A 20,005-nucleotide genomic window follows, 5' to 3' on the forward strand; every position below is an offset into this window, starting at 1 on the left:
ATCGCCAGCGACACACACGCCACCGCGCCCACGAGCAAAGCCCACTCCCACAGCCACCCGGGGGTGCGGTCACGCGGGGCCAACAGGCTGGATGAAACGGCGTTGTCCGCCCGAAGCGCGTCAGTCTGCACGGGGGTGCCTGTCTTTCAAAAGGGGTTTGCGTGCGCGCCAAACCAGCATGAGCAGCACCCCAAGGAACGTCAACCCCAACGCCGCGCGACGCAACCAGAGATGGAGCGGGTCTTCGTAGGTGAGGGTGTCCACATCGATCCAGCGGCGCAGCAGCGCCTGGCGGGTGGCGGGCGAAATGTCCTGGAGGGCGGTGTTAAGGGCACTGCCCAAAGCCGTCAGCTCTTTGCGGTAGGCAAAGCTCAGTGCATATTCGAAGGGCAATGTCTCGCCGACTTGCACCCCGCGCACGCCGCTGTGGCGCTTGGCATCGCTGATGCTGGCTACATCCGCCACCACGCCATCGACCTCGCCGCGCATCAAGAGCTGAAAGCCACTCATGTCATCGCTGACAGCCACCCAGCGGATTTGCGGGTAGTGGGTGCGCACAAAGGTCTCCACCGCATAGCCCTTACCCACCGCCACCGAACGGCCTGCAAGATCCGCCAAAACGGGAGCCGCCGGCCCCTGTTTCACCACCAAAACGGCAGGCACTTTGACGTAGGGCTCGGTAAACGCCAAGAACTCGGCCCGCTCGGGGGTGGGGCGCAGTGAAGAGATCAAGTCCACCTCCCCGCGGCGGGCCGCATCGAGAATGTTGGCTAGGTTATCCGGGGGCAACATCTGCAACTCGCCGCCCAGGCGCGGCCGCAAGATCTCGAGCACATCCACCGACAAGCCTTGCACATGCCCCGCAGGGCCGGCACTCACAAATGGGGGGTAGTCTTTCTCCGGCGCAAAGCGGATCGTATGGGCGGCCACAGCACTCGAGAACAAGCCTGCACACACAGCCACACACCACCACAGGCCGTTACGCCAATGACGCCGGTCAGGGCGAACTGCTTGGTACGACATGGGTATTTCCCTCCCGGTGTTGGCAAAACTTGGAAGTCTGCGCTTGTGCATTCAGTATAGGGCGGCCCCCTCTGAGTCGCCAACCCCTTTAGGCCCGACTATCATGCGAATTTGACCAAGGATTGCGCATGATCAAGCTCTACATCGGCAACAAAAACTACTCCTCGTGGTCCATGCGCCCTTGGGTACTCTTGAAGCAGGCGGGTATCGATTTTGAAGAGGTCATGGTGCGGTTTGACTCGTTCGAGAGCCAATCCCAATTCAAAACCACGCTCGCTCCGCTCTCCCCCACCGGCAAAGTGCCGCTGCTGGTCGATGGCGACTTGGCGGTGTGGGACACCCTGGCAATTGCCGAATACGTAGCAGAGAGCTTTCCCAACCTGCAGCTCTGGCCTGCTGACAAGTCCGCCCGTGCTCGGGCCCGCAGTGTGTGCGCTGAAATGCACTCCGGCTTTACCGGCCTGCGCAGCAACTGCCCCATGAACATCGAAGCCACCCTGCTCGAAACCGGCGCCCTCATCTGGCGCGACAAGCCCGCAGTGCGCGCCGACGTAGCCCGCATCAGCGCCATGTGGACCGAGCTGCTGGCCCAGTACGGCGGCCCCATGTTGTTTGGCCAGTTCTCGGTGACAGATGCGTATTTCGCCCCGGTGTGCGCCCGCCTCAAAACCTATGGCCTGCCGGTCAGCCCGGTGGTGGGTGCCTATGTGTCCCGCGTGCTGGCCCTGCCCGGTGTGCAGGACTGGATCACCGGCGCGCTGGCAGAGAAAGACTTTCTGGACTTTGAAGAACCCTACCGCCTGCAACGCTGAACCACGTCTAAAGCCCCTGCCTTTTATGACAGCCCCCTCACCCGACTCCACCCGCAATACTGGCACCTTTTTGGTGGGCGGCGCTGTGCGCGACGCGCTGTTGGGTCTGGAGGTCAAAGACCGCGACTGGGTGGTGGTGGGCAGCAGCCCGCAGCAGATGCTAGACGCAGGCTTTATTGCAGTGGGCAAAGACTTCCCGGTGTTTTTGCACCCCCGCACCCAAGAGGAATATGCGCTGGCCCGCACCGAGCGCAAAACCGGGCCCGGCTACCGCGGGTTTGCGGTGCACGCCGCGCCCGATGTGACCCTGGACGAAGACCTGGCAAGGCGCGACCTTACTATCAATTCCATAGCAGCTCGCGCAGACAATACGTGCGCCAATGGCACTTTTGATGCCAAAGACCTGATAGACCCCTTCGGCGGCCAGGCCGACCTGCAAATGCGTGTGCTGCGCCATGTGACCCCCGCCTTCCGCGAAGACCCGGTTCGCATCCTGCGCGTAGCCCGCTTTGCGGCGCGGTTCACCGAGTTCACCGTGGCGCCCGAAACCACCGCCTTGATGCAAACCATGGTGGAAGACGGCGAGGTGGACCACCTGGTGCCCGAGCGCGTGTGGCAAGAGATTGCCAAGGGCCTGATGGAGGCCCGCCCTTCGCGCATGTTTGAGGTGCTGCGCAGTTGCGGCGCCCTGAAGCGCCTGCTGCCTGAGCTGGACCGGCTCTGGGGCGTGCCCCAAAGCCCCGAGCACCACCCCGAGGTGGACACCGGCATCCACGTCATGCTGGTGCTGGACCGCGCTGCCCAACTGGATGCGCCGCTGCCGGTGCGCTTTGCCTGCCTGGGCCACGACCTCGGCAAAGGCACCACGCCCGCCGACGTGCTGCCCCGCCACATTGGCCATGAAGAGCGCAGCGCCCGCCTGCTCAGAACGGTGTGCCAGCGCCTGCGGGTGCCCAACGACTGCGCCGAGCTGGCCGACGTGGTGGCCCGCGAGCACGGCAACATCCACCGCAGCGGCTCGCTCAACGCTGCTGCCCTGCTGCGCCTCTTGGAGCGCTGCGACGCCATCCGCAAACCCGTGCGCTTTCGCGCCGCCTTGCTGGCCTGCCAGTGCGATGCCCAAGGCCGCCTCGGCCTGCAAGATGCGCCCTACCCCCAAGCCCAACGGCTGGGGCAGGCACTGGACCTGGCTCTGGCAGTTGCTACAGATTCCATAGCTGCTCGCGCAATAGCGGCGGGCGCTACCGGCCCAAAGATTGGTCAATTCATCCAAACCGCCCGCGCCGAGGCGATTGCCGTAGGGCTAGAGGCTGCCACGGCCACCTGAGGGTTGCACCGCAGCAAAGCGTGCCACCTGCCTTGGTATGCTTGGGGAATGGCCCATTTACTGATTGTTGAAGACGACGAATTGCTGCGCGACGGCCTGTGCGCGCAACTGGTGCACGCCGGCCACAGCGTGAGCAGCGCCAGCGACGGCGCCCAAGCCCAAAGCCTGCTGGAGTCCACCCGTTTTGACGGCGTGGTGCTCGACCTGGGCTTGCCAGTGGTAGACGGCATTACCGTGCTGATCTGGATACGCCAGCGCCTGGCTGCGCTGCCGGTGCTGATCCTCACCGCGCGCGATGGTGTGGAAGACCGGGTGCAAGGCCTGAACGCTGGCGCTGACGACTACCTCACCAAACCCTTTGAAATGGCAGAGCTGCTCGCCCGCCTGCAAGCCATGCTGCGCCGCTCGCGGCTGCCCGCCTTTGGCGGTTCGCTCGAAGTGCAGAGCAGCACCAGTAAAAACCTGCGCCTCGACCCGGTGCTGCCTTTGGGCTGGCTGGGCGAAGAAGCCATGGAGCTCACCCACCGCGAATGGTCTTTGCTCTCGCTGCTGGTGAACAACATGGGCCAGGTGGTCGGCCGGGAAGACGTGCTGGCCGTGTGGCAAACCGCGCCGCAAGAAGGCGGCGCTGCCGGCTCCAATGCGCTGGAGGTTTATGTGCACCGCCTGCGCCGCAAGCTCAACGACAGCGGCCTGAGCATCCGCAACGTGCGCGGCTTGGGCTACATGCTGGAATCGGACACTCCGTGAGCCGCCCGGCTCGCTTCTCGCTCAAGCGGCAGCTGCTGATCTGGCTGCTGCTGCCGCAGCTGGTGCTGTGGCTCATGGGCGGCGCGCTGGCATTCCGGGTGGCGCTGGCCTATGCCGAAAAGACGATTGACCAGTCGCTCACCCAATCGGTGCGCTCGCTGGCGCGGCAGGTCAAGCCCATGGGCTCGGGTTTGTTGATCGACTTTCCGCGCGCAGCGCGCGACATCATTGAGCAGGACCCGGACGACCGCGTGGCCTATATGGTGTCATCGCCACCCGGCAGTTTTCTGCTGGGCAACACCAAAATCCCCGGCCAAACACCCGACCTGTACTCCCCCGCCAACGAACCCGTTTTGTACGAGGTGGTGATGGACGGCAAACCCATGCGGGTGGCCTCGATAGACCTGAGCTTTGGCGACGGCTTTACCGACCAGCGCATGCGGGTGCAGGTGGCCAAGAGCCTGGTGGCGCAGCAACGCATTGCCCGCGAGCTGGTGCGCGATGTGCTCTTTCCGCTATTGATTTTGGGCGCCGTGCTGAGCGTGCTGGTGTACGAAGGCATACGCCGCGGCCTGGCTCCGCTGGAGCGGCTGGAGGCGCAACTGGCCAACCGCAACATGGCGTCGCTCTCGCCCATCGAGATGACACAAGCGCCGGAGGAAGTGCACTCACTAGCCAACACCCTGAACCAACTGCTCACCACCCTGCGCCGCAGCCTAAGCCAGGAAAAGCGCTTTTTGAACGACGCCGCCCACCAACTGCGCACCCCGCTTGCGGGCCTGATCAGCCAGACCGAACTGGCCATGCAAGAAAAAGACCCCGAGGCCTTGCAACAACGCCTGACCAAAGTGCACACCGGCGCCCAGCGCAGCGCCCACCTGGTGCACCAGCTGCTGTCATTGGCCCGCACTGAGGCCGAGGTGAGCCTGGTGCCGGTGGATGCTGCGTCACTCGCGCGCGAGGTGGCCCGTGAATGGACCCGCCGCGCCTTGGCCGCTGGCGTGGACCTAGGCTTTGAAGGCGAAGACAGCGTCATGGTGCCCGCCGACAAGCTGCTGCTACGCGAAGTGCTGAGCAATCTGATCGACAACGCCCTGCGCTACGCAGGCAAAGGCGCAGTAGTCACCCTGCGCACCACAGTGCACAACGGCTACTGCTGGCTGGACGTGGAAGACACCGGCCCCGGCCTCTCGACCGAGCACCTGGAGCGCGTGTTTGAACGCTTCTGGCGCGCCAGCGAACTGCCCGGCGGCTGCGGCTTGGGCCTTTCCATCGTGGCGGAAATTGCGCGGCGGCATAACGGCACGGCGACAGCGCAGACGACGTTGCCGCATGGATTGACGATTCGGTTGGAGTTGCCGTTGCAAGGGTGATGGTGGTCAGCTTTGCTGCGATAGGAGTCGTTCAACGAATTCCCCTATATGGTGGATGTGCAAGATTTGAACCAAGAGTCAAAATCGGTTTAACCCGCAAAAGCCGACGTTGTCCAGTGCACAGTTAGCTTGGTGCCTCACACGACGGAACCTTCAATGCGTGACGTTTTACAAAGGAGTTAGCCAAGTGATTGGTCTGTTGTTCTTCGGTGCCATCGCCTTATGGGGTTTGATTGCTCTCACACTTGGCACCAAGGTGCCCAAGTGGCTGGGAATCCAGCGCTTTCGCACGCTGTGGGCTGTGGTGATAGTACCGATAGTGTTCTTTGCGCCAGTGGCGGATGAAATCATTGCTTGGCCGGAGATGCAGGCGTTGTGCAAAAGTATTGAGACGGTTGAATATGACCGTCAAACCGCCACAGGCGCGACCGTGAGCAAATATCCCCGAATCCTTGCCAAGGAAACGAAAACTCTATTCCCCAATATTCAAGTTCTCGTTCAACAAGGCGCGTATGTTGCCCCGGTTACTGAAACGCCGGTTATTAGGTGGACTTGGATTGAACCGCATGCTGGCTTTTTGAATTTTCCGGCAGGTTCTTCGGGAGGTTCCATGCCGTTACTTTTAAGTGACTGCGGCTTTACTCCGCGTAATCGTGCGCTCAGTAAAATCGTAGAACCGCTAGGGCTAGTAAAAGTCGACGACCAGCCTATCAAGTAAAGGTGACCGCCCTCGGTGTCAGCTGTACCCTAGGACAAACTCGGCATTTGGGTGTCCGCTTTGGAGTGTCAGAAAAATCGGCTTCCAGCCCTTTCCTGCAATCACTTTGAACGACCGCTTTCGAGCGCAGGTAATGTCTCTTAACAGTCTTTTCCGGCCTTTCCGCTTTACGTCTGTTTCCCTACCTGGGCAATGTCTTCTAACAGCCTTTTACTGACATAAAAAAAACCGGGCTGCCCCATCAGGGCAGTCCGGTTTTTTGTTACTGGCTTGAAGACTTACACGTCCAAACGCACACCCGTCGCAGTGCTAAACCAGTTGGTGTTCGCAGGGTTCACGCGCAGGCCGACTTGGTCGCCGGCTTTCCACGAAGCGCTCGGTGCAGTGCGCACAGTCACTTCGCCGGCAGCGGTTTTCACCACCACATAAGTGTCAGCGCCTGTGGGCTCCACCACGGCCACTTCGCCGCGCCAAGCGGCATCGCCAGTGATCAGCTCAATGTGCTCGGGGCGCACGCCCAAGGTGGCGTCGCCAGTGGCGGGGGTTGCCAGCTCCAAGGTGCTGCCGTTGAAAGTAAAGCGGCCTTGCGCACCGGGCACTTCTACATGGCCCTTGATCAGGTTCATGGTGGGCGAGCCAATGAAGGTGGCCACGTAGGTGTTGGACGGGCGGTTGTAGATGTCGTCGGGTGTGCCGATTTGTTGCAGGATGCCGTCCTTCATGACCGCGATGCGGCTGCCCAGGGTCATGGCTTCGATCTGGTCGTGTGTCACGTACACGCTGGTGATGCCGGACACCTGGTGCAGGCGCTTGATTTCGGCGCGCATTTCCACGCGGAGCTTGGCGTCCAGGTTGGAGAGCGGCTCGTCAAACAAGAAGAGCTGGGGGTCACGTGCCAAGGCGCGGCCCATGGCCACACGCTGGCGCTGGCCACCAGACAGCTGGGCGGGGCGGCGGTCCAGCAAGTGTTCGATTTGCAGCATGGCGGCCACTTCGGCAATGCGCTTTTTACGCTGCTCTACGGGCACCTTGCGCATTTCCAGCGCGAAGCCGATGTTGTCAGCCACGCTCATGGTGGGGTACAGCGCGTAGCTCTGGAACACCATGGCGATATCGCGCTGTGCAGGGGCTACGCCCACTACGTTTTTGCCAGCAATGCGCAGTTCGCCTTCAGATGGCTCTTCGAGGCCCGCAATGATGTTGAGCAAGGTGGACTTGCCGCAACCGGAAGGGCCGACCAGGATCAGGAACTCGCCGGGGGCGACGTCGATTTCGATCTTTTTCAGGACTTCAACGGCTTTGTCGCCCTTGCCGAAAACTTTGCGGATGCCTGCGATTTGGAGAGAAGCTGCCATTTTTTATCCTTTCACCGCGCCAGCGGTGAGACCTTTCACGAAGTATTGACCTGCCAGTACATAGACCAACATGGTGGGGAGACCTGCAATCACGGCCGCAGCCATGTCGACGTTGTAGCTTTTGACACTGCTGGAGGTGTTGGCCATGTTGTTCAGGCCGACGGTGATGGGCTTGCTGTCTGCGCCGCTGAAGGCCACGCCGAACAGGAAGTCGTTCCAGATGTTGGTGAATTGCCAGATGAGCGTCACCATCAGAATCGGGGTGGACATGGGCACCACGATGCGGAAGAAGATGCGCCAGAAACCAGCACCGTCAATGCGCGCAGCGTTCACCAGCTCTTTAGGGATAGCGGTGTAGTAGTTGCGGAAGAACAGCGTAGTACCAGCCAAACCGGCAATGCAGTGCACCAGGATCAAGCCACCCAGCGAGCTGGACAGGCCCAGAAAACCGAGCACCTGGCTCATAGGCAACAGCACCACCTGGAAGGGCATGAACACGCCAAACAACATGAAGCCGAACAGCACTTCGCTGCCTTTGAACTTCCACATGCTCAGCACGTAGCCGTTGATAGCGCCCCACGCGGTGGAGATCAGCACCGCAGGCACGGCCATGATGATGGAGTTGGTGAAGAAGGGTTGCAAACCGCGGCAGTCCACACCGGTACAGGCGGTGGACCAAGCGGCAGACCAGGCGTCAAAGTTGAGCGAGGTGGGCAGGCTCAGCAAGTTGCCGGAGCGGATTTGCTCGGCGTCCTTGAACGAGGTGGCCAACATCACGTACAGCGGCGCCAAAAAGAAGAAGGCGGCCAGCAGCAGCGTGGCGTAGATCAGGATGCGGGGTAGGTTTTTGGTCAGCATAAGGTGCGATCGTGGAGGACGGTCGTAAGTAACGGTCGTGGATTAACGGTCGTGGGGTTTGGTGCGCAATTCGCTGTACAGGTAGGGCACCACAAGGGCGGCCACAAACACCAGCATCATGGTGGCGCTGGCGGCGCCCAGGCCGATCTGGCCGCGGGTGAAGCTCATCACGTACATGAAGGTCGCAGGCACGTCAGACGCGTAGCCGGGTCCGCCGGAGGTAAGCGCCATGACCAAGTCAAAGCTCTTGATAGACAAGTGCGACAACACCAATACGGTGGAGAACACCACGGGGCGCAGGATGGGCAGAATGATGCGCCAGTAGATGCGGGGCAGCGAGGCGCCGTCGATCTGGGCCGCTTTGATGATGCTGTCGTCAATGCCGCGCAGGCCAGCCAACGACAAAGCCATGGCAAAACCGGCGGACTGCCAGATACCGGCAATCACCACGCAGTAAATAGCGGTGTCAGACTGCACCAGCCAGTCGAAGCTGAAGCTGGTCCAGCCAAAGTCGTGCATCAGTTTTTCAAGGCCGAGGCTGGGGTTCAAAATCCATTTCCAGGCGGTGCCGGTCACGATGAACGACAAGGCCATGGGGTACAGGTAAATGGTGCGCAACACGCCTTCGGCGCGGATTTTCTGGTCCAGGAAAATCGCCAGGCCCATGCCGAGGGCCATGGAGCCGCCCACGTACAACACGCTGAAGATGCCCAGGTTTTTCAAGGCCACATACCAGCGGTCCATTTCCCAGAGGCGCACGTACTGCTCCAAGCCCACGAACTCGTCGTAGTTGGGCAGCATGCGCGAGCCGGTGACCGACAGGATGCCGTTCCAGATCATGAATCCGTAAATGAAGGCGAAGCCGAGCACAAAGCCCGGGGCAATCACCAGCTTGGGGAGGATGTTTTCGATGGTTTTCATAAGTCTTACTTTTGCTTTGGCGCGCTGACTGCGACCATTTTGGCGACGGCCTCGCTCACGCTCAGCTTGTCGTTATTCCAGAACTCGCTCACTGCAGCGCGCATGGACGCTTGCTGAGAGGACGGCAATGCCATGCCATGCGCCACGGACGGCACCAGTGAGCCCGAAGCGGACGTGGCTACAAAGTCTTTGCTGGAGGTCTTGGCGCAGTCGTCAAACTTTTCCATGTTCATGCCCATGCGCACCGGGATTGAGCCCTTGCGAAGGTTGAACTTTTCCTGGAACTCTTTGCCCATCAACAAATAGGCCAGGTAGCCCTGTGCCTTTTGGGCCTCCCAGCCTTTGAGCTGGAACATGGCAAAAGAGTCGACGTTGAAGGTGTAGGCATTGGCCGTGCCGGGCGCGGCCGAGCAAGTGAACTCTTTGCCCGGTGTCTGGCCTGCGGCCAGGAACTCGCCTTTGGCCCAGTCGCCCATGAATTGGAAACCGGCTTTGCCGTTGATCACCAGCTCGGTGGTGACGTTCCAATCGCGGCCGCCGGAGGCGGTATCGGTGTACGCCTTGAGGCGGCGGAAGGTTTCCAGCGCCTTTTTCATGTCATCGCTGTTGATCGCAGCGCGGTCGAGTTTGACCAGTGCCTTGTCGTAAAGGCTTGCACCGCCCACACCCAGCACCACGGACTCGAACACCGTGAAGTCTTGCCAGTCTTGGCCACCGTGGGCCAGAGGGATCAGGCCTGCGGCCTTAATTTTGTCAGCGGCAGCAAAAAACTCATCATAGGTTTTGGGCAACGCGGCAACGCCTGCTTTTTTGAGCACGGCGGAGTTGGCCCACAACCAATTCACCCGGTGCACATTGACCGGGACGGCCACATAGCGGCCTTTGTATTTCATTTGGTCAGCAACGACCTTGGGGAGGGTTTCGTCCCACTTCTCAAAAGACGCCATCGCGTCCAGGTTGCTCAAGACGCCGAGCTCAGCCCATTCCTGAATGGCAGGGCCCTTGATATTGGCAGCTGCAGGCGCATTGCCCGCCAGCACACGCTGCTTGAGCACGGCCATGGCATTCTGGCCACCACCACCGGTCACGGTGAAGTCGCGCCAGGTGTGGCCACGTTTTCCCATCATGTCTTTGAGCTCAACCACCGACTTGGCTTCACCACCAGAGGTCCAGTAGTGCAGCACCTCGACTTCGCCCGCGAACACGCTTGCGCCTGCGCACAAAGCACATGCAGCAGCAAACCGGCGCGCGAATGCAGAAAGAGCCATGGGAATAGACCTGAAGAACACGAGATTTGAAATAGCCCCACCCCTGCGGGAGGGATAGGGCTATAGAAGGTGAACGGCGCCTGCTGGCGCCGGCCAGGGCTTACTTGGTAGCAGCGGCCTTGGCGATGTTCTTCACGCCGTCAGCAACGGAGATCTTGTCGTCGTTCCAGAACTGGGACACGGCGTCCTTGATCGCGCCTTCAGCAGCTGGCTTGATAGCCATGCCGTGGGCCACGGAAGGAACCAAACCACCGGATTTGGCGGTGTCCACGAAATCCTTGGCGGATGTCTTGGCGCAATCGTCAAACTTGTCCATCTTCATGTTCAAACGGACAGGGATAGAACCCTTGTTCAAGTTGAACACTTCTTGGAACTCGGTGCCCATGATGGAAGCAGCCAGATCAGCCTGTGCCTTTTGAGCGCCAGCGTCTTTGAGCTTGTACATGGCGAACGAGTCCACGTTGAAGGTGTATGCGTTAGCGGTGCCTGGAGCAGCAGCGCAGACGTAGTCCTTGCCGGGAACCTTGCCAGCAGCGGAGAACTCGCCCTTGGCCCAGTCACCCATGAACTGGAATGCGGCCTTCTCTTGGATCACCATGGCAGTAGCCAGGTTCCAGTCGCGGCCAGGAGCGGCTGCGTCGGTGTAACCCTTGACCTTGCGGAATGTTTCCAGGACCTTGGTCATGGTGGCGCTGGTCAAAGCTTTTTCGTCGAGCTTGATCAAAGCGTCGTTGTAGAACTTGACACCGCCCACGCCCAGAGCCACAGACTCAAAGGTGGTGAAGTCTTGCCAGTTCTGGCCACCGTGTGCCACGGGGATCAGGCCAGCCTTCTTGACTTTTTCAGCAGCAGCAAAGAACTCGTCCCATGTCTTGGGAGTGGAGGTCACGCCGGCTTTTTTCAGCACAGCGGAGTTAGCCCACATCCAGTTCACGCGGTGCACGTTCACGGGAGCAGCAACGTAGTTGCCTTTGTACTTCATGACGTCAGCCACCACCTTGGGCAGCAGGTCGTCCCACTTTTCGGCCTTGGCAGTTGCGTCGAGATTAGCCAACACGCCTTCAGATGCCCACTCCTGGATGGCTGGACCCTTGATCTGGGCAGCTGCAGGTGGGTTACCGCTCACGACACGGCTCTTGAGCACGGTCGCTGCGTTGTCACCACCACCGCCGGCCACTGCGAAGTCTTTCCATGTGTGGCCCTTGCCTTGCATGATCTTCTTCAGTTCAGCCACAGACTTGGCTTCGCCGCCGGATGTCCAGTAGTGCAGGACTTCCACTTCGCCAGCCACAGCGGCCGAACCAGCAACCACGAGTGCCACTGCGGTGGCGAGTTTAGAAAGCTTCAACATCTTGTCTCCAAATAAAGTTTGTCTGTCCGGCCCTATGTGCTCTGGGCCGAAAGCAACGTTGAATTCAATTGGACACCATGCCCACTTGAATTAATTAATTTTTAATTAATTTTTAACGCCAAACTACTAGGAGTTTCCCTAACCCGCTCAAAATCGGCGGGCAGAAGCGGTTTTAGCCAAGCACAAGGGCCAGTGCGGCATAGTCGCCCACTTTTTCGCCCAGGCCCGCCGGCACGATTTCGACGCCATCGGTGAGCGCCGGCAACTTGCCCTTGAGGGCCGCTTGCAGCTTGGGCAACAAGAACTCGCGGTTGTGCCAGAAGACGCTGCCGCCGATGCTGATGCGCTGCAGATCGAGTGTGGCCACCATGTTGTAGAGGGTGCGGCCCATCACATCGCATAAGTCGTCCACAATAGCCAGAGCGCCCGCCTCACCTGCGCGAGCCGCTACAAAAAGCGTAGCAGCATCGGTGTAGCCCTGCGCACCGAAACGACGCGGAATCGCGTTACCGGCAACCAGCCCTTCTACATCGCCCACGTTGCCGCAGCCGCAGAGCGCGTCTTGGTTGGTGCTGACAAAGGTGTGGCCTGCGTGGCCCGCATTGCCGTTTTTGCCGCGCAGGATGTGGCCATCCACACACAAGCCCATGCCGATGCCGGTGCTCCAGGTCACGTAGGCGCAGTTGGCCACGCCCTGCAATGCGCCCCAGCGGCGCTCGGCCTCGAGTGCACCCACGCCATCGTTTTCGACGCGGACATTGGGGAAAGCGGCTTTGAGTGGCGCCTCCAGCAGCGCGGTAACCCAGTCATTGGGAAGGCCGCGGGCCTTGCCGGCCAAGCCGCCACAGATGTTGGGGCCTGCCAGCTCGACCATGCCGCCATTGATCACAAAAGGGCCGCAGGTAGCAACGCCCACGGCGGTAATGTCTGCCACCGCCACACCCGCCAGGGCGCAGCTTTCACCCACCATGCGAATGATCTGGCGTGCCAGTGCGTCGTTAGAGCCTTCTTTGGCGGTGGGCTCAGAGACTTTGCCACGCACACCTGCCGCGTCGGCAATATTGACTGCCACTTTGGTGCCGCCGATGTCTACACAGGCAACCGGCTTGCTGCCGGGGGCAATGTTCAATTCAATGTCGTGGGTCAAAGCCATGCTGCACTCGCTCTCAAATCTTGAAAAAACAGGGGGTCGGAAGGTCAATCGCGGCCGTAGTCGTCCTGCAGGCGAACGATATCGTCTTCGCCCAGGTAACTGCCGAACTGTACTTCCACAATTTCTACCGGGCCGTTGGTCAGGTTCGCCAAGCGGTGCACCTGCCCGATCGCGATGTCGCAATACTCCCCCGGCTGCAGGTCAAACTGGCGGTCATCCAGTGTCACCCGTGCGGTGCCTGTGGTCACCACCCAGTGCTCCGCGCGCTGGTGGTGCTTTTGCAAACTGAGCTGCTGGCCGGGGTGTACCCCGATGCGCTTGATCTTGTTGCCCGGCACCTCCGAGATGGTTTCATACCAGCCCCAGGGGCGCTCGGTGCGCTCAATCGTCTCAGTTCGCAAGGTAGTCTGCATGATTAAACAATCCTTAAAACGGCGCGCAGATACTACCCCGCATCCCCCCTGTGGGGTTACTGGCTTGTTACTGCGCGTTTTCAGGATGCGGGAAATACATGGGCAGTGCCGCGTGCGGACACCGCTACCCGGGCACCGACCAACGGGGCATCGAGGCCCGCGCTGTGCACATGCACCAGGGTGCCGCCGGCATCTTCGTCCAGCTGCACCGACAGCTCACACACCGCGCCACAAAAATCCGACTCGACCACAGTGCCCGCACACACGGCGCCGGATCCGGCAGATGGCGGTGTGCTAATTAAGGGGGTGACGTTGAGCTGCTCGGGGCGCAACAATATTTGCCCCTGTCCGTGGCGCAAGGTGTCGCCGGTGGGAAGGCGGCCCAGCGCACACTCGGCCCACCCTTGTGACAAGCGCGCATTCAGCACCACAGCCTCGCCCAAAAAGCTGGCGGTGACCGGGTCTTTCGGCCGGAGGTACACCTCCAGCGGAGCGCCCACTTGTGCGAGCTGGCCAGCCCGCATCACGGCCACTTGGTCAGCAAATGACAGCGCCTCGGCCTGGTCGTGGGTCACCAGAATGGTGGTGATGCCTGCCGCTTGCAGCAGCTGCGCCACTGCCTTTCGGGTGGACGCGCGCAAGCCGGTGTCCAAGGCTGAAAAGGGCTCGTCCAGTAGCATCAGCTTAGGCCGCTGCGCCAGCGCTCTGGCGAGTGCAACGCGTTGCTGCTGACCGCCCGATAGCTCATGCGGGCGGCGCTGCAGCATCGCGCGGTCCAGCGACACCATATCCATCAGCTCGTCAATGCGCGCTTGGCGATCCGGCGCTGATTTGTCGAGCCCGAAGCCCACGTTGTCCGCCACGCTCAGGTGCGGAAACAGCGCCCCGTCTTGTGGCACATAGCCAATACCACGGCGGTGCGCAGGCACGATGGCTGAGCCATCGGCCAGCACCTCGCCTTGCAACACGACCCGGCCAGCGTCTGGCGCCTCGAAGCCGGCAATGATGCGCAACAAACTGGTTTTCCCGGAGCCAGAGGGCCCCACGATGGCAGTGCGGCTGCCCCGGGGCACGCTCAGTTGTATGCCTTTGAGCGCGGCGACCGCGCCATACGATTTGTGCACGCCGTGCAGTTCAAGAGTAGTCATCGTCCAGCAACAAGTCGGGATTGGATATACAGCAACCAGGTAAGGGGCAGCGACAAGAGCACCATCAGGAGGGCATAAGGTGCCGCGCCCGCGTAGTCGATCTCGGAGCTATGGGCCCAAAAGGCGGTTGCCAATGTTTGTGTGCCATTGGGCGCGAGCAGCAGTGTCGCGGTCAGTTCGGTCGTGATGGCCAAAAACACCATGGCATAGCCGGAAGCCGCACCCGGAGCTGCCAGCCGCATGGTGATTTGCCACATGGCCTGCAGCGGTGAGCGGCCCAGGCTGCGAGCCGCCTGCTCCAGCTCCTTGGGCGCCTGGGCAATGCCGGCACGCAGGCTGACCAGCGCACGGGGCAGAAACATCAGGGCATAGGCCAGCATGACCGTGAACACCGTTTGGTACAAAGGCCGCGCCACCCGCACAGTGATGGTGACCAGCGCCAGCGCCACCACAATGCCCGGCAGAGCACCGGCCAAGTAGTTGGCGCCCTCCACCCAGCGTTGTAATTTGCCGGGCGCGCGGATCGACAGCCACGCCATGGGAACAGCCGCCACGGTGGTCAGGGCCGCGCCCAGTCCTGCCAGCAACAAGGTTTGCCACACGGCGGGGAGTAGTTCGGGCAGATTCCACACCGCAGCGCCACCGGCCCACAGCCAACGGCTCAAAGTCACCATGGGCACCCCCAGGGACAGCAGCGCCGTCACTACGGGCAAGAGCAGGCATAGCAGCGACCAGCGCCCGAGCGCTTGCACCGGTACCTGACGGGCGGAACCCGAGCCGACCCGCGCATAGCGCTCGCGGCCACGGGTGCCGGCCTCCAGGCCCAACAGCCCGAAGCAGCAAATCACCAGCACGCCGGCCAGCATGTTGGCGGCGGGGCCGTTGTAGGTGCTTTGAAACTGGTCCACGATGGCGGTGGTGAAGGTGTCAAACCGGATGGTGACAAACAAGCCATATTCGGCCAGCAAGTGCAGACCGACCAGCAAAGCCCCGCCCCAGATCGCCAGGCGCATCTGTGGCAACACCACACGCACAAACACCGCCCACGGGCTCAGGCCCAAAGACGCGGCAGCATCCTCCATGGCCGGGTCCAAGCGGCGCAAGGCGGCCGCAATCGGCAAATACACAAACGGAAAATACGCCGCCACTGAAATCAAAACCGCCGCCCACAGGCCATGCATGCCGGGGGCTACGCTGATCCATGCATAGCTGTGCACAAAGGCTGGCACAGCCAAAGGTGCGGCAGCAACCCAGGACCACCAGCGTGCGCCGGGCAGGTCGGATCGCTCGGTCAACCAGGCCAAGGCCAGCGATAGCACGATGCACACAGGCACCGTCAACACCACCAGCGCCGTGGTGTTGAGCAACAGCTCACCGACACGGGGCCGGAAGACCAGCGCTGCCACCACGTCCCAGCCACTTTGAACGCCGACCCAGACGACAAAAGCCAAAGGCAGCAACGCCAATGCCGACACCAGCAAAGCCGCGCCTGCTACCCACGACAAACGCCCCCGGCGCACCATGCGAGCCGGGGGCGCATTCACATGCACCGCAAGAGTGGTCACAACAAGGCTTACAGCAGACCAGCTTGTGTCATCAGGTCGGACACCTTCCGGCTATTGAGCTTGGCCGGCTCCACTTTGGGGGCTTGCAAGTCAGCCAGCGGCACGAGGCTGCGATGCGAAGCCGCACCTTGGCCCACCGCGTATTCATACGAAGAGCCGGTCCGCAAAATCTCTTGGCCGCCTTTGCCGGTGATCCACTTCACGAAAGCCTGGGCCTCGGCTTTGTGCTTGCTGGAGGCCAACACGCCGCCACCGGAAATGCTGACAAAAGCGCCCGGATCTTCGTTGCGGAAGTAGTGCAAGCCCACTTTTTCGCTGTTCTCGCCGGTCTTGGCCATGTCGCCGTAGTAGTAATAGTGGTAGATCACCGCACCATCCACCTGACCCGCATTCACCGCCTTCATGGCAATGCTGTTGCCCTTGAACGGAACCACGTTCTCTTTCATGCTCTTGAGCCAGGCCAAGGTGGCAGCCTCTCCCTTGAGCTCCAACATGGCACTCACAATGGCCTGAAAGTCCGCACCGGCCTGAGCGGCAGCCCAACGACCTTTCCACTCGGGCTTGGCGAGATCCATGATGGATTTGGGCAACTGGTCTTTGCTGAATTTGGTTTTGCGGTACGCAAACACGGTGCTGCGTGCGGCAATACCAACCCAGCGGCCATGAGCTGTGCGGAAGTTGGGTGCCACCTGGTTGATGGTCGCGGGGTCGAGCGGCGCAAACAAACCTGCGCCATCTACCAACGTCATGGCGGGGGAGTTTTCTGTCAAAAACACATCGGCAGGGGACGAGCCTCCCTCTTGCACCAACTGGTTGCCCAGCTCGGTGTCACCGCCTTGGCGCAAGGTCACCTTGATACCGGTTTCTTTGGTAAAGGCCTCGACCCATGCCTGTGTCAGGCTGGCGTGCTGGGCGTTGTACACCACGATGCCCTCGGCAGAAGGCGTAACGGATTGCGCTTGCACCCATGCAGCGCTGCCCATGGCTGCGCCCAAGACGGCGAGCCGGAAAAAGGAGGTCAAAAATGTGCGTTTCATGAAGCGGGCTTTTGAATCTGTGGCGACCGCAATAAACAGACGCCGTCACGAATAAAAATAATTCGCATTTAGATTGTAGCCTCAGCGATCCGGGTTTGTACTGACGCAGGTCAAACCCATGCACTGCTATCGCCGTGGCCCGGCGAGTCAGATCAAAGCCGGTGGGTACGGTCGCCACGGGCGAAGCCTAGCAAGGGCGTGTCCACCCCCCGCCCGATGGCAATCACCTTGAAAAGCTCGCCCATTTCGTGCTCCATGAGCAACTTGCTGGCCGCCACACGGGCCGCCAAATCCTGAGACTGCATGGCCTCAACCATGCCGCAGTTGATCAAGAAGTGCGCTTGGTTGGTGTAGCCCAACACGTCCATGCCGGCGTCTTGCGCGGCCACTGCGGTACCGGTGAAGTTGACATGCGCAGTAATGTCTTTCAGGCCTACACGGTCCAGCGGATTGGCGTCGGCCTGGTGGGCCTGGTGGCACATCACGGTGCCGCCGGACCGCTGTACATGGTAGTACTCACTCTCCGGAAAACCATAGTCCAGCAACAAAGCAGCGCCCAGCTGCAAGCGGTCTGCCAGGGTGCGCACAAACGCGTCGCCCTGGGCGTGGATCTCGGTCAGGTAGTCGTGCTCGCCATCCACCTCCAGTGGGGGGCGCAAATCGGTCAAGCGATCTGCCCAGACGAGGTCGCCACCAGAAAGCGTCACACCGCGCTCGTGCCACACACCGGCCACCCGCACCAGAAGCTGAACCGGCATCGCATCCAGCACCTCGTTGCCCACCACCACTCCTCGCATGGTGGCCGGCAGTTCGCTCACCCATTGCACCTTGTCGGCGTGCCGGGCTAAGCGCTCACGTTGGCGGGCTTTGAGGGAGTCTGAGAGATCCACAATCGTGTACCGGCGCACCCGGTCGCCCAGTGCATCAAGCAACTGCCCTGCCAGCGCACCGGTGCCGGCGCCAAACTCCCACACCTCGTCCGTCCCGGTGGCCTCCAGCACTTGGGCGACTTGGCGGGCCAGTGCCTGACCGAACAGCGGGCTGATTTCAGGGGCCGTGACAAAGTCACTACCCGCGCCCTGCACGCCCTCTGCGGTGCTCACACCTTGGGGCATTTGGCCGAACTTGGTCGAGCCATTGGTGTAGTAGCCCAGCCCCGGCGCATACAAAGCCATGGCCATGAATGTGTCAAATCCCAGCCATCCACCGGCTTTCTCGATGGCATCCGCGATAATTCGGGTCAGGTTGGCCGGAATGTTTTCCGTCGTGGACATAGATGTTCGTTTTATGTTGCGTAAAGCCACGGATTATCTTTCCCCCTCGCCCCACTCCCATTTCAGGAATCATTTGTGTTGAAGCGCGTACTCGTTACCGGCGGAGCCCACCGTTTGGGCGCCTTGATTTGCACCCGCTTTGCGGCTGCGGGTTGGGAGGTCTGGTGCCATTACCAACGCAGTGCGCATGCCGCACTCGCGCTGTGCGCACAGCTGCGGGCACAAGGGCATGAGGCACATGCGATCCACGCCAACCTGGCCGACGAGACCAGTCGCCGCGATTTGATTGCCGAGATTGCCGTCAAATCAGGCCCCCTGCACTGTCTGGTCAACAACGCCAGCAGTTTCGAGCCCGATGCTGGCGACGCCATCGACACCGAGGGCGCACGCCAACAACTCGAAGTGAACCTGATGGCGCCCCTGTCGCTCTCACGCTGGATGGCCAACAGCCTCGACCCTGACGCATTGGCGGGCGGACACAGTGTGATTCACGTGTTGGACCAAAAAGTGTTCAACCTGAACCCGGATTATTTTTCATACACCGTCAGCAAACTCGCACTCGAACGGGCGGTTGCCCTGCAGGCACAGGCGCTCGCACCTGCGGTACGGGTGTGCGGTGTGGCCCCGGGTCTGATGTTTTTGAGCGGCCCGCAAACACAAGAAAACTTCGACAAAGCCGCCCGGGTGAATTTGCTGCGCGAGCCGATTGACCCCGGCCAAGTGGCCGCCACCTGCTTGTTTCTGGCGGAAAACCCTTGTATCACCGGCACCACCTTGTGCGTGGACAACGGCCAGCACTTGGTGCCGCTGGCCCGCGACGTGATGTTTGCGGTGGATGCCCAACCCGAGAAAACATGCCCATGAGCCACGATCCGTTCGTCACCCTGGCGCTGGAATGCCGCCGCCTTTTTTTAAAGGACCATGTAGTGCAGGTGCGCATCGGCGCGCACGACTTTGAAAAAGGGGTCACCCAGCGGCTGATTTTCAATGTGGAGCTGTTTGTGCCATTTGAGGGCAGCACCCCCACCTCCGACAGCCTCTCCGAGGTGGTGGACTACGACTTTGTGCGCCAGCTGATTGCCAGCCGTGTGGCGCGCGGCCATGTCGAGCTGCAAGAAACCTTGTGCGATGAGCTGGTGCAGCAGATGCTGGCGCACCCGCAAGTGCGCGCCGTGCGCCTATCGACCCAAAAACCTGACGTATACCCCGACTGTGCGGGGGTAGGCGTTGAAGTATTCCGAATGAAAGGCGCCAATGCGTGATGAGAGCATGAAGGCCGGCACCGGTCACCAAACCCTGACCCTCACGGGCCTGCGCTTTGACGCCAACTTGGGCATTCTGGAATCAGAAAAGCTCGCGCCCCAACCCATTCAGGTAGACGCTGAGTTAAGCCTGGGCACCCAGCCGCTATTGCCGCATGACGATGACATCAACCATGTGCTGGACTACCGCAAGGTGAGGCAGATCATCATCACGGAGTGCACTGCCGAGCATGTGAACCTGCTGGAAACGCTGATCGGCAAACTGGCCCACCGGCTGATGCAATTGCCCGGCGTGCTGGGCGTGCGGGTCAAGATCGCGAAACTGGAAATTTTTGAAGACTGTGAAGTTGCCATCCGCATGGAAACCGGGCAGTGGTAAGCCACCCCGCCACGCGAA

The 20,005-nt window shown here is 61.0% G+C and carries 20 protein-coding genes; 8 read left to right on the forward strand and 12 right to left on the reverse strand.

Translation table 11 applies throughout. The features are described from left to right. Positions 1-120: 120 nt before the first annotated feature. Positions 121-1,023, reverse strand: a complete 903-nt coding sequence (locus tag RAE19_RS05900; protein ID WP_313874041.1) for a transporter substrate-binding domain-containing protein — start codon at positions 1,021-1,023, stop codon at positions 121-123. Between the two features lie 128 nt (positions 1,024-1,151). On the opposite strand from RAE19_RS05900, the gene RAE19_RS05905 reads away from it, so the two are divergent. From RAE19_RS05905 to RAE19_RS05925, 5 genes are all read left to right on the forward strand, one after another. Further along, complete coding sequence (locus RAE19_RS05905; protein WP_313874042.1) at positions 1,152-1,835, forward strand: glutathione S-transferase family protein; 684 nt, start codon at positions 1,152-1,154, stop codon at positions 1,833-1,835. A 25-nt stretch (positions 1,836-1,860) separates the two neighbouring features. Next, on the forward strand, positions 1,861-3,162 hold the full coding sequence (locus tag RAE19_RS05910; RefSeq protein WP_313874043.1) for a multifunctional CCA addition/repair protein: 1,302 nt from the start codon (positions 1,861-1,863) through the stop codon (positions 3,160-3,162). Between the two features lie 48 nt (positions 3,163-3,210). After that, on the forward strand, positions 3,211-3,912 hold the full coding sequence (locus RAE19_RS05915; protein ID WP_313874044.1) for a response regulator: 702 nt from the start codon (positions 3,211-3,213) through the stop codon (positions 3,910-3,912). After that, positions 3,909-5,285, forward strand: a complete 1,377-nt coding sequence (locus RAE19_RS05920; protein ID WP_313874045.1) for a sensor histidine kinase — start codon at positions 3,909-3,911, stop codon at positions 5,283-5,285. The genes RAE19_RS05915 and RAE19_RS05920 overlap by 4 nt, the downstream gene beginning before the upstream one ends. Positions 5,286-5,445: 160 nt before the next feature. After that, the gene (locus tag RAE19_RS05925; protein WP_313874046.1) at positions 5,446-6,003 is read left to right on the forward strand and encodes a hypothetical protein; all 558 of its coding nucleotides are present in this window, start codon (positions 5,446-5,448) and stop codon (positions 6,001-6,003) included. Between the two features lie 278 nt (positions 6,004-6,281). Here RAE19_RS05925 and RAE19_RS05930 read toward each other — a convergent pair whose 3' ends face one another. The 11 genes from RAE19_RS05930 to RAE19_RS05980 all read right to left on the reverse strand — a co-directional run bounded on the left by RAE19_RS05930 (position 6,282) and on the right by RAE19_RS05980 (position 18,346). Continuing rightward, the gene (locus RAE19_RS05930) at positions 6,282-7,358 is read right to left on the reverse strand and encodes an ABC transporter ATP-binding protein (protein WP_313874047.1); all 1,077 of its coding nucleotides are present in this window, start codon (positions 7,356-7,358) and stop codon (positions 6,282-6,284) included. A gap of 3 nt (positions 7,359-7,361) precedes the next feature. Continuing rightward, positions 7,362-8,216, reverse strand: a complete 855-nt coding sequence (locus RAE19_RS05935) for a carbohydrate ABC transporter permease (RefSeq protein WP_313874048.1) — start codon at positions 8,214-8,216, stop codon at positions 7,362-7,364. Between the two features lie 42 nt (positions 8,217-8,258). Continuing rightward, positions 8,259-9,137: a carbohydrate ABC transporter permease gene (locus tag RAE19_RS05940; protein WP_296509428.1), complete on the reverse strand. Its 879-nt coding sequence runs from the start codon at positions 9,135-9,137 to the stop codon at positions 8,259-8,261. Between the two features lie 5 nt (positions 9,138-9,142). Beyond that, positions 9,143-10,405: an ABC transporter substrate-binding protein gene (locus tag RAE19_RS05945; protein WP_313874049.1), complete on the reverse strand. Its 1,263-nt coding sequence runs from the start codon at positions 10,403-10,405 to the stop codon at positions 9,143-9,145. 100 nt (positions 10,406-10,505) lie between these two features. Next, the gene (locus RAE19_RS05950) at positions 10,506-11,756 is read right to left on the reverse strand and encodes an ABC transporter substrate-binding protein (protein WP_313874050.1); all 1,251 of its coding nucleotides are present in this window, start codon (positions 11,754-11,756) and stop codon (positions 10,506-10,508) included. A 172-nt stretch (positions 11,757-11,928) separates the two neighbouring features. Next, the gene (locus tag RAE19_RS05955) at positions 11,929-12,909 is read right to left on the reverse strand and encodes an ROK family protein (protein WP_313874051.1); all 981 of its coding nucleotides are present in this window, start codon (positions 12,907-12,909) and stop codon (positions 11,929-11,931) included. 44 nt (positions 12,910-12,953) lie between these two features. Then, positions 12,954-13,322, reverse strand: coding sequence for a phosphomannose isomerase type II C-terminal cupin domain (locus RAE19_RS05960; protein ID WP_313874052.1), 369 nt, complete (start codon positions 13,320-13,322; stop codon positions 12,954-12,956). A gap of 80 nt (positions 13,323-13,402) precedes the next feature. Further along, complete coding sequence (locus tag RAE19_RS05965) at positions 13,403-14,470, reverse strand: ABC transporter ATP-binding protein (protein WP_313874053.1); 1,068 nt, start codon at positions 14,468-14,470, stop codon at positions 13,403-13,405. Continuing rightward, on the reverse strand, positions 14,467-16,035 hold the full coding sequence (locus tag RAE19_RS05970) for an ABC transporter permease (protein WP_313874054.1): 1,569 nt from the start codon (positions 16,033-16,035) through the stop codon (positions 14,467-14,469). The genes RAE19_RS05965 and RAE19_RS05970 overlap by 4 nt, the downstream gene beginning before the upstream one ends. A gap of 8 nt (positions 16,036-16,043) precedes the next feature. Then, positions 16,044-17,072, reverse strand: a complete 1,029-nt coding sequence (locus RAE19_RS05975; protein ID WP_313874055.1) for an iron ABC transporter substrate-binding protein — start codon at positions 17,070-17,072, stop codon at positions 16,044-16,046. Between the two features lie 152 nt (positions 17,073-17,224). Further along, positions 17,225-18,346 (reverse strand): class I SAM-dependent methyltransferase, encoded by a 1,122-nt coding sequence (locus tag RAE19_RS05980; protein ID WP_313874056.1) that lies wholly within the window; start codon positions 18,344-18,346, stop codon positions 17,225-17,227. A 75-nt stretch (positions 18,347-18,421) separates the two neighbouring features. On the opposite strand from RAE19_RS05980, the gene RAE19_RS05985 reads away from it, so the two are divergent. Genes RAE19_RS05985 through RAE19_RS05995 form a run of 3 tightly spaced genes read left to right on the forward strand, consistent with a single transcriptional unit; the run spans position 18,422 to position 19,987 of the window. Then, complete coding sequence (locus tag RAE19_RS05985; RefSeq protein ID WP_313874057.1) at positions 18,422-19,210, forward strand: SDR family oxidoreductase; 789 nt, start codon at positions 18,422-18,424, stop codon at positions 19,208-19,210. Next, positions 19,207-19,608, forward strand: coding sequence for a dihydroneopterin aldolase (locus tag RAE19_RS05990; RefSeq protein ID WP_313874058.1), 402 nt, complete (start codon positions 19,207-19,209; stop codon positions 19,606-19,608). Before RAE19_RS05985 ends, RAE19_RS05990 begins: the two co-directional genes overlap by 4 nt. Positions 19,609-19,615: 7 nt before the next feature. Further along, entirely contained in the window at positions 19,616-19,987 is a 372-nt protein-coding gene (locus RAE19_RS05995) for a dihydroneopterin aldolase (protein WP_313876187.1), read from the forward strand. Positions 19,988-20,005 lie beyond the last annotated feature (18 nt).

Origin of the sequence: Rhodoferax potami (assembly GCF_032193805.1) — a bacterium.
GTDB classification, from domain to species: Bacteria; Pseudomonadota; Gammaproteobacteria; order Burkholderiales; family Burkholderiaceae_C; genus Allorhodoferax; species Allorhodoferax potami_A.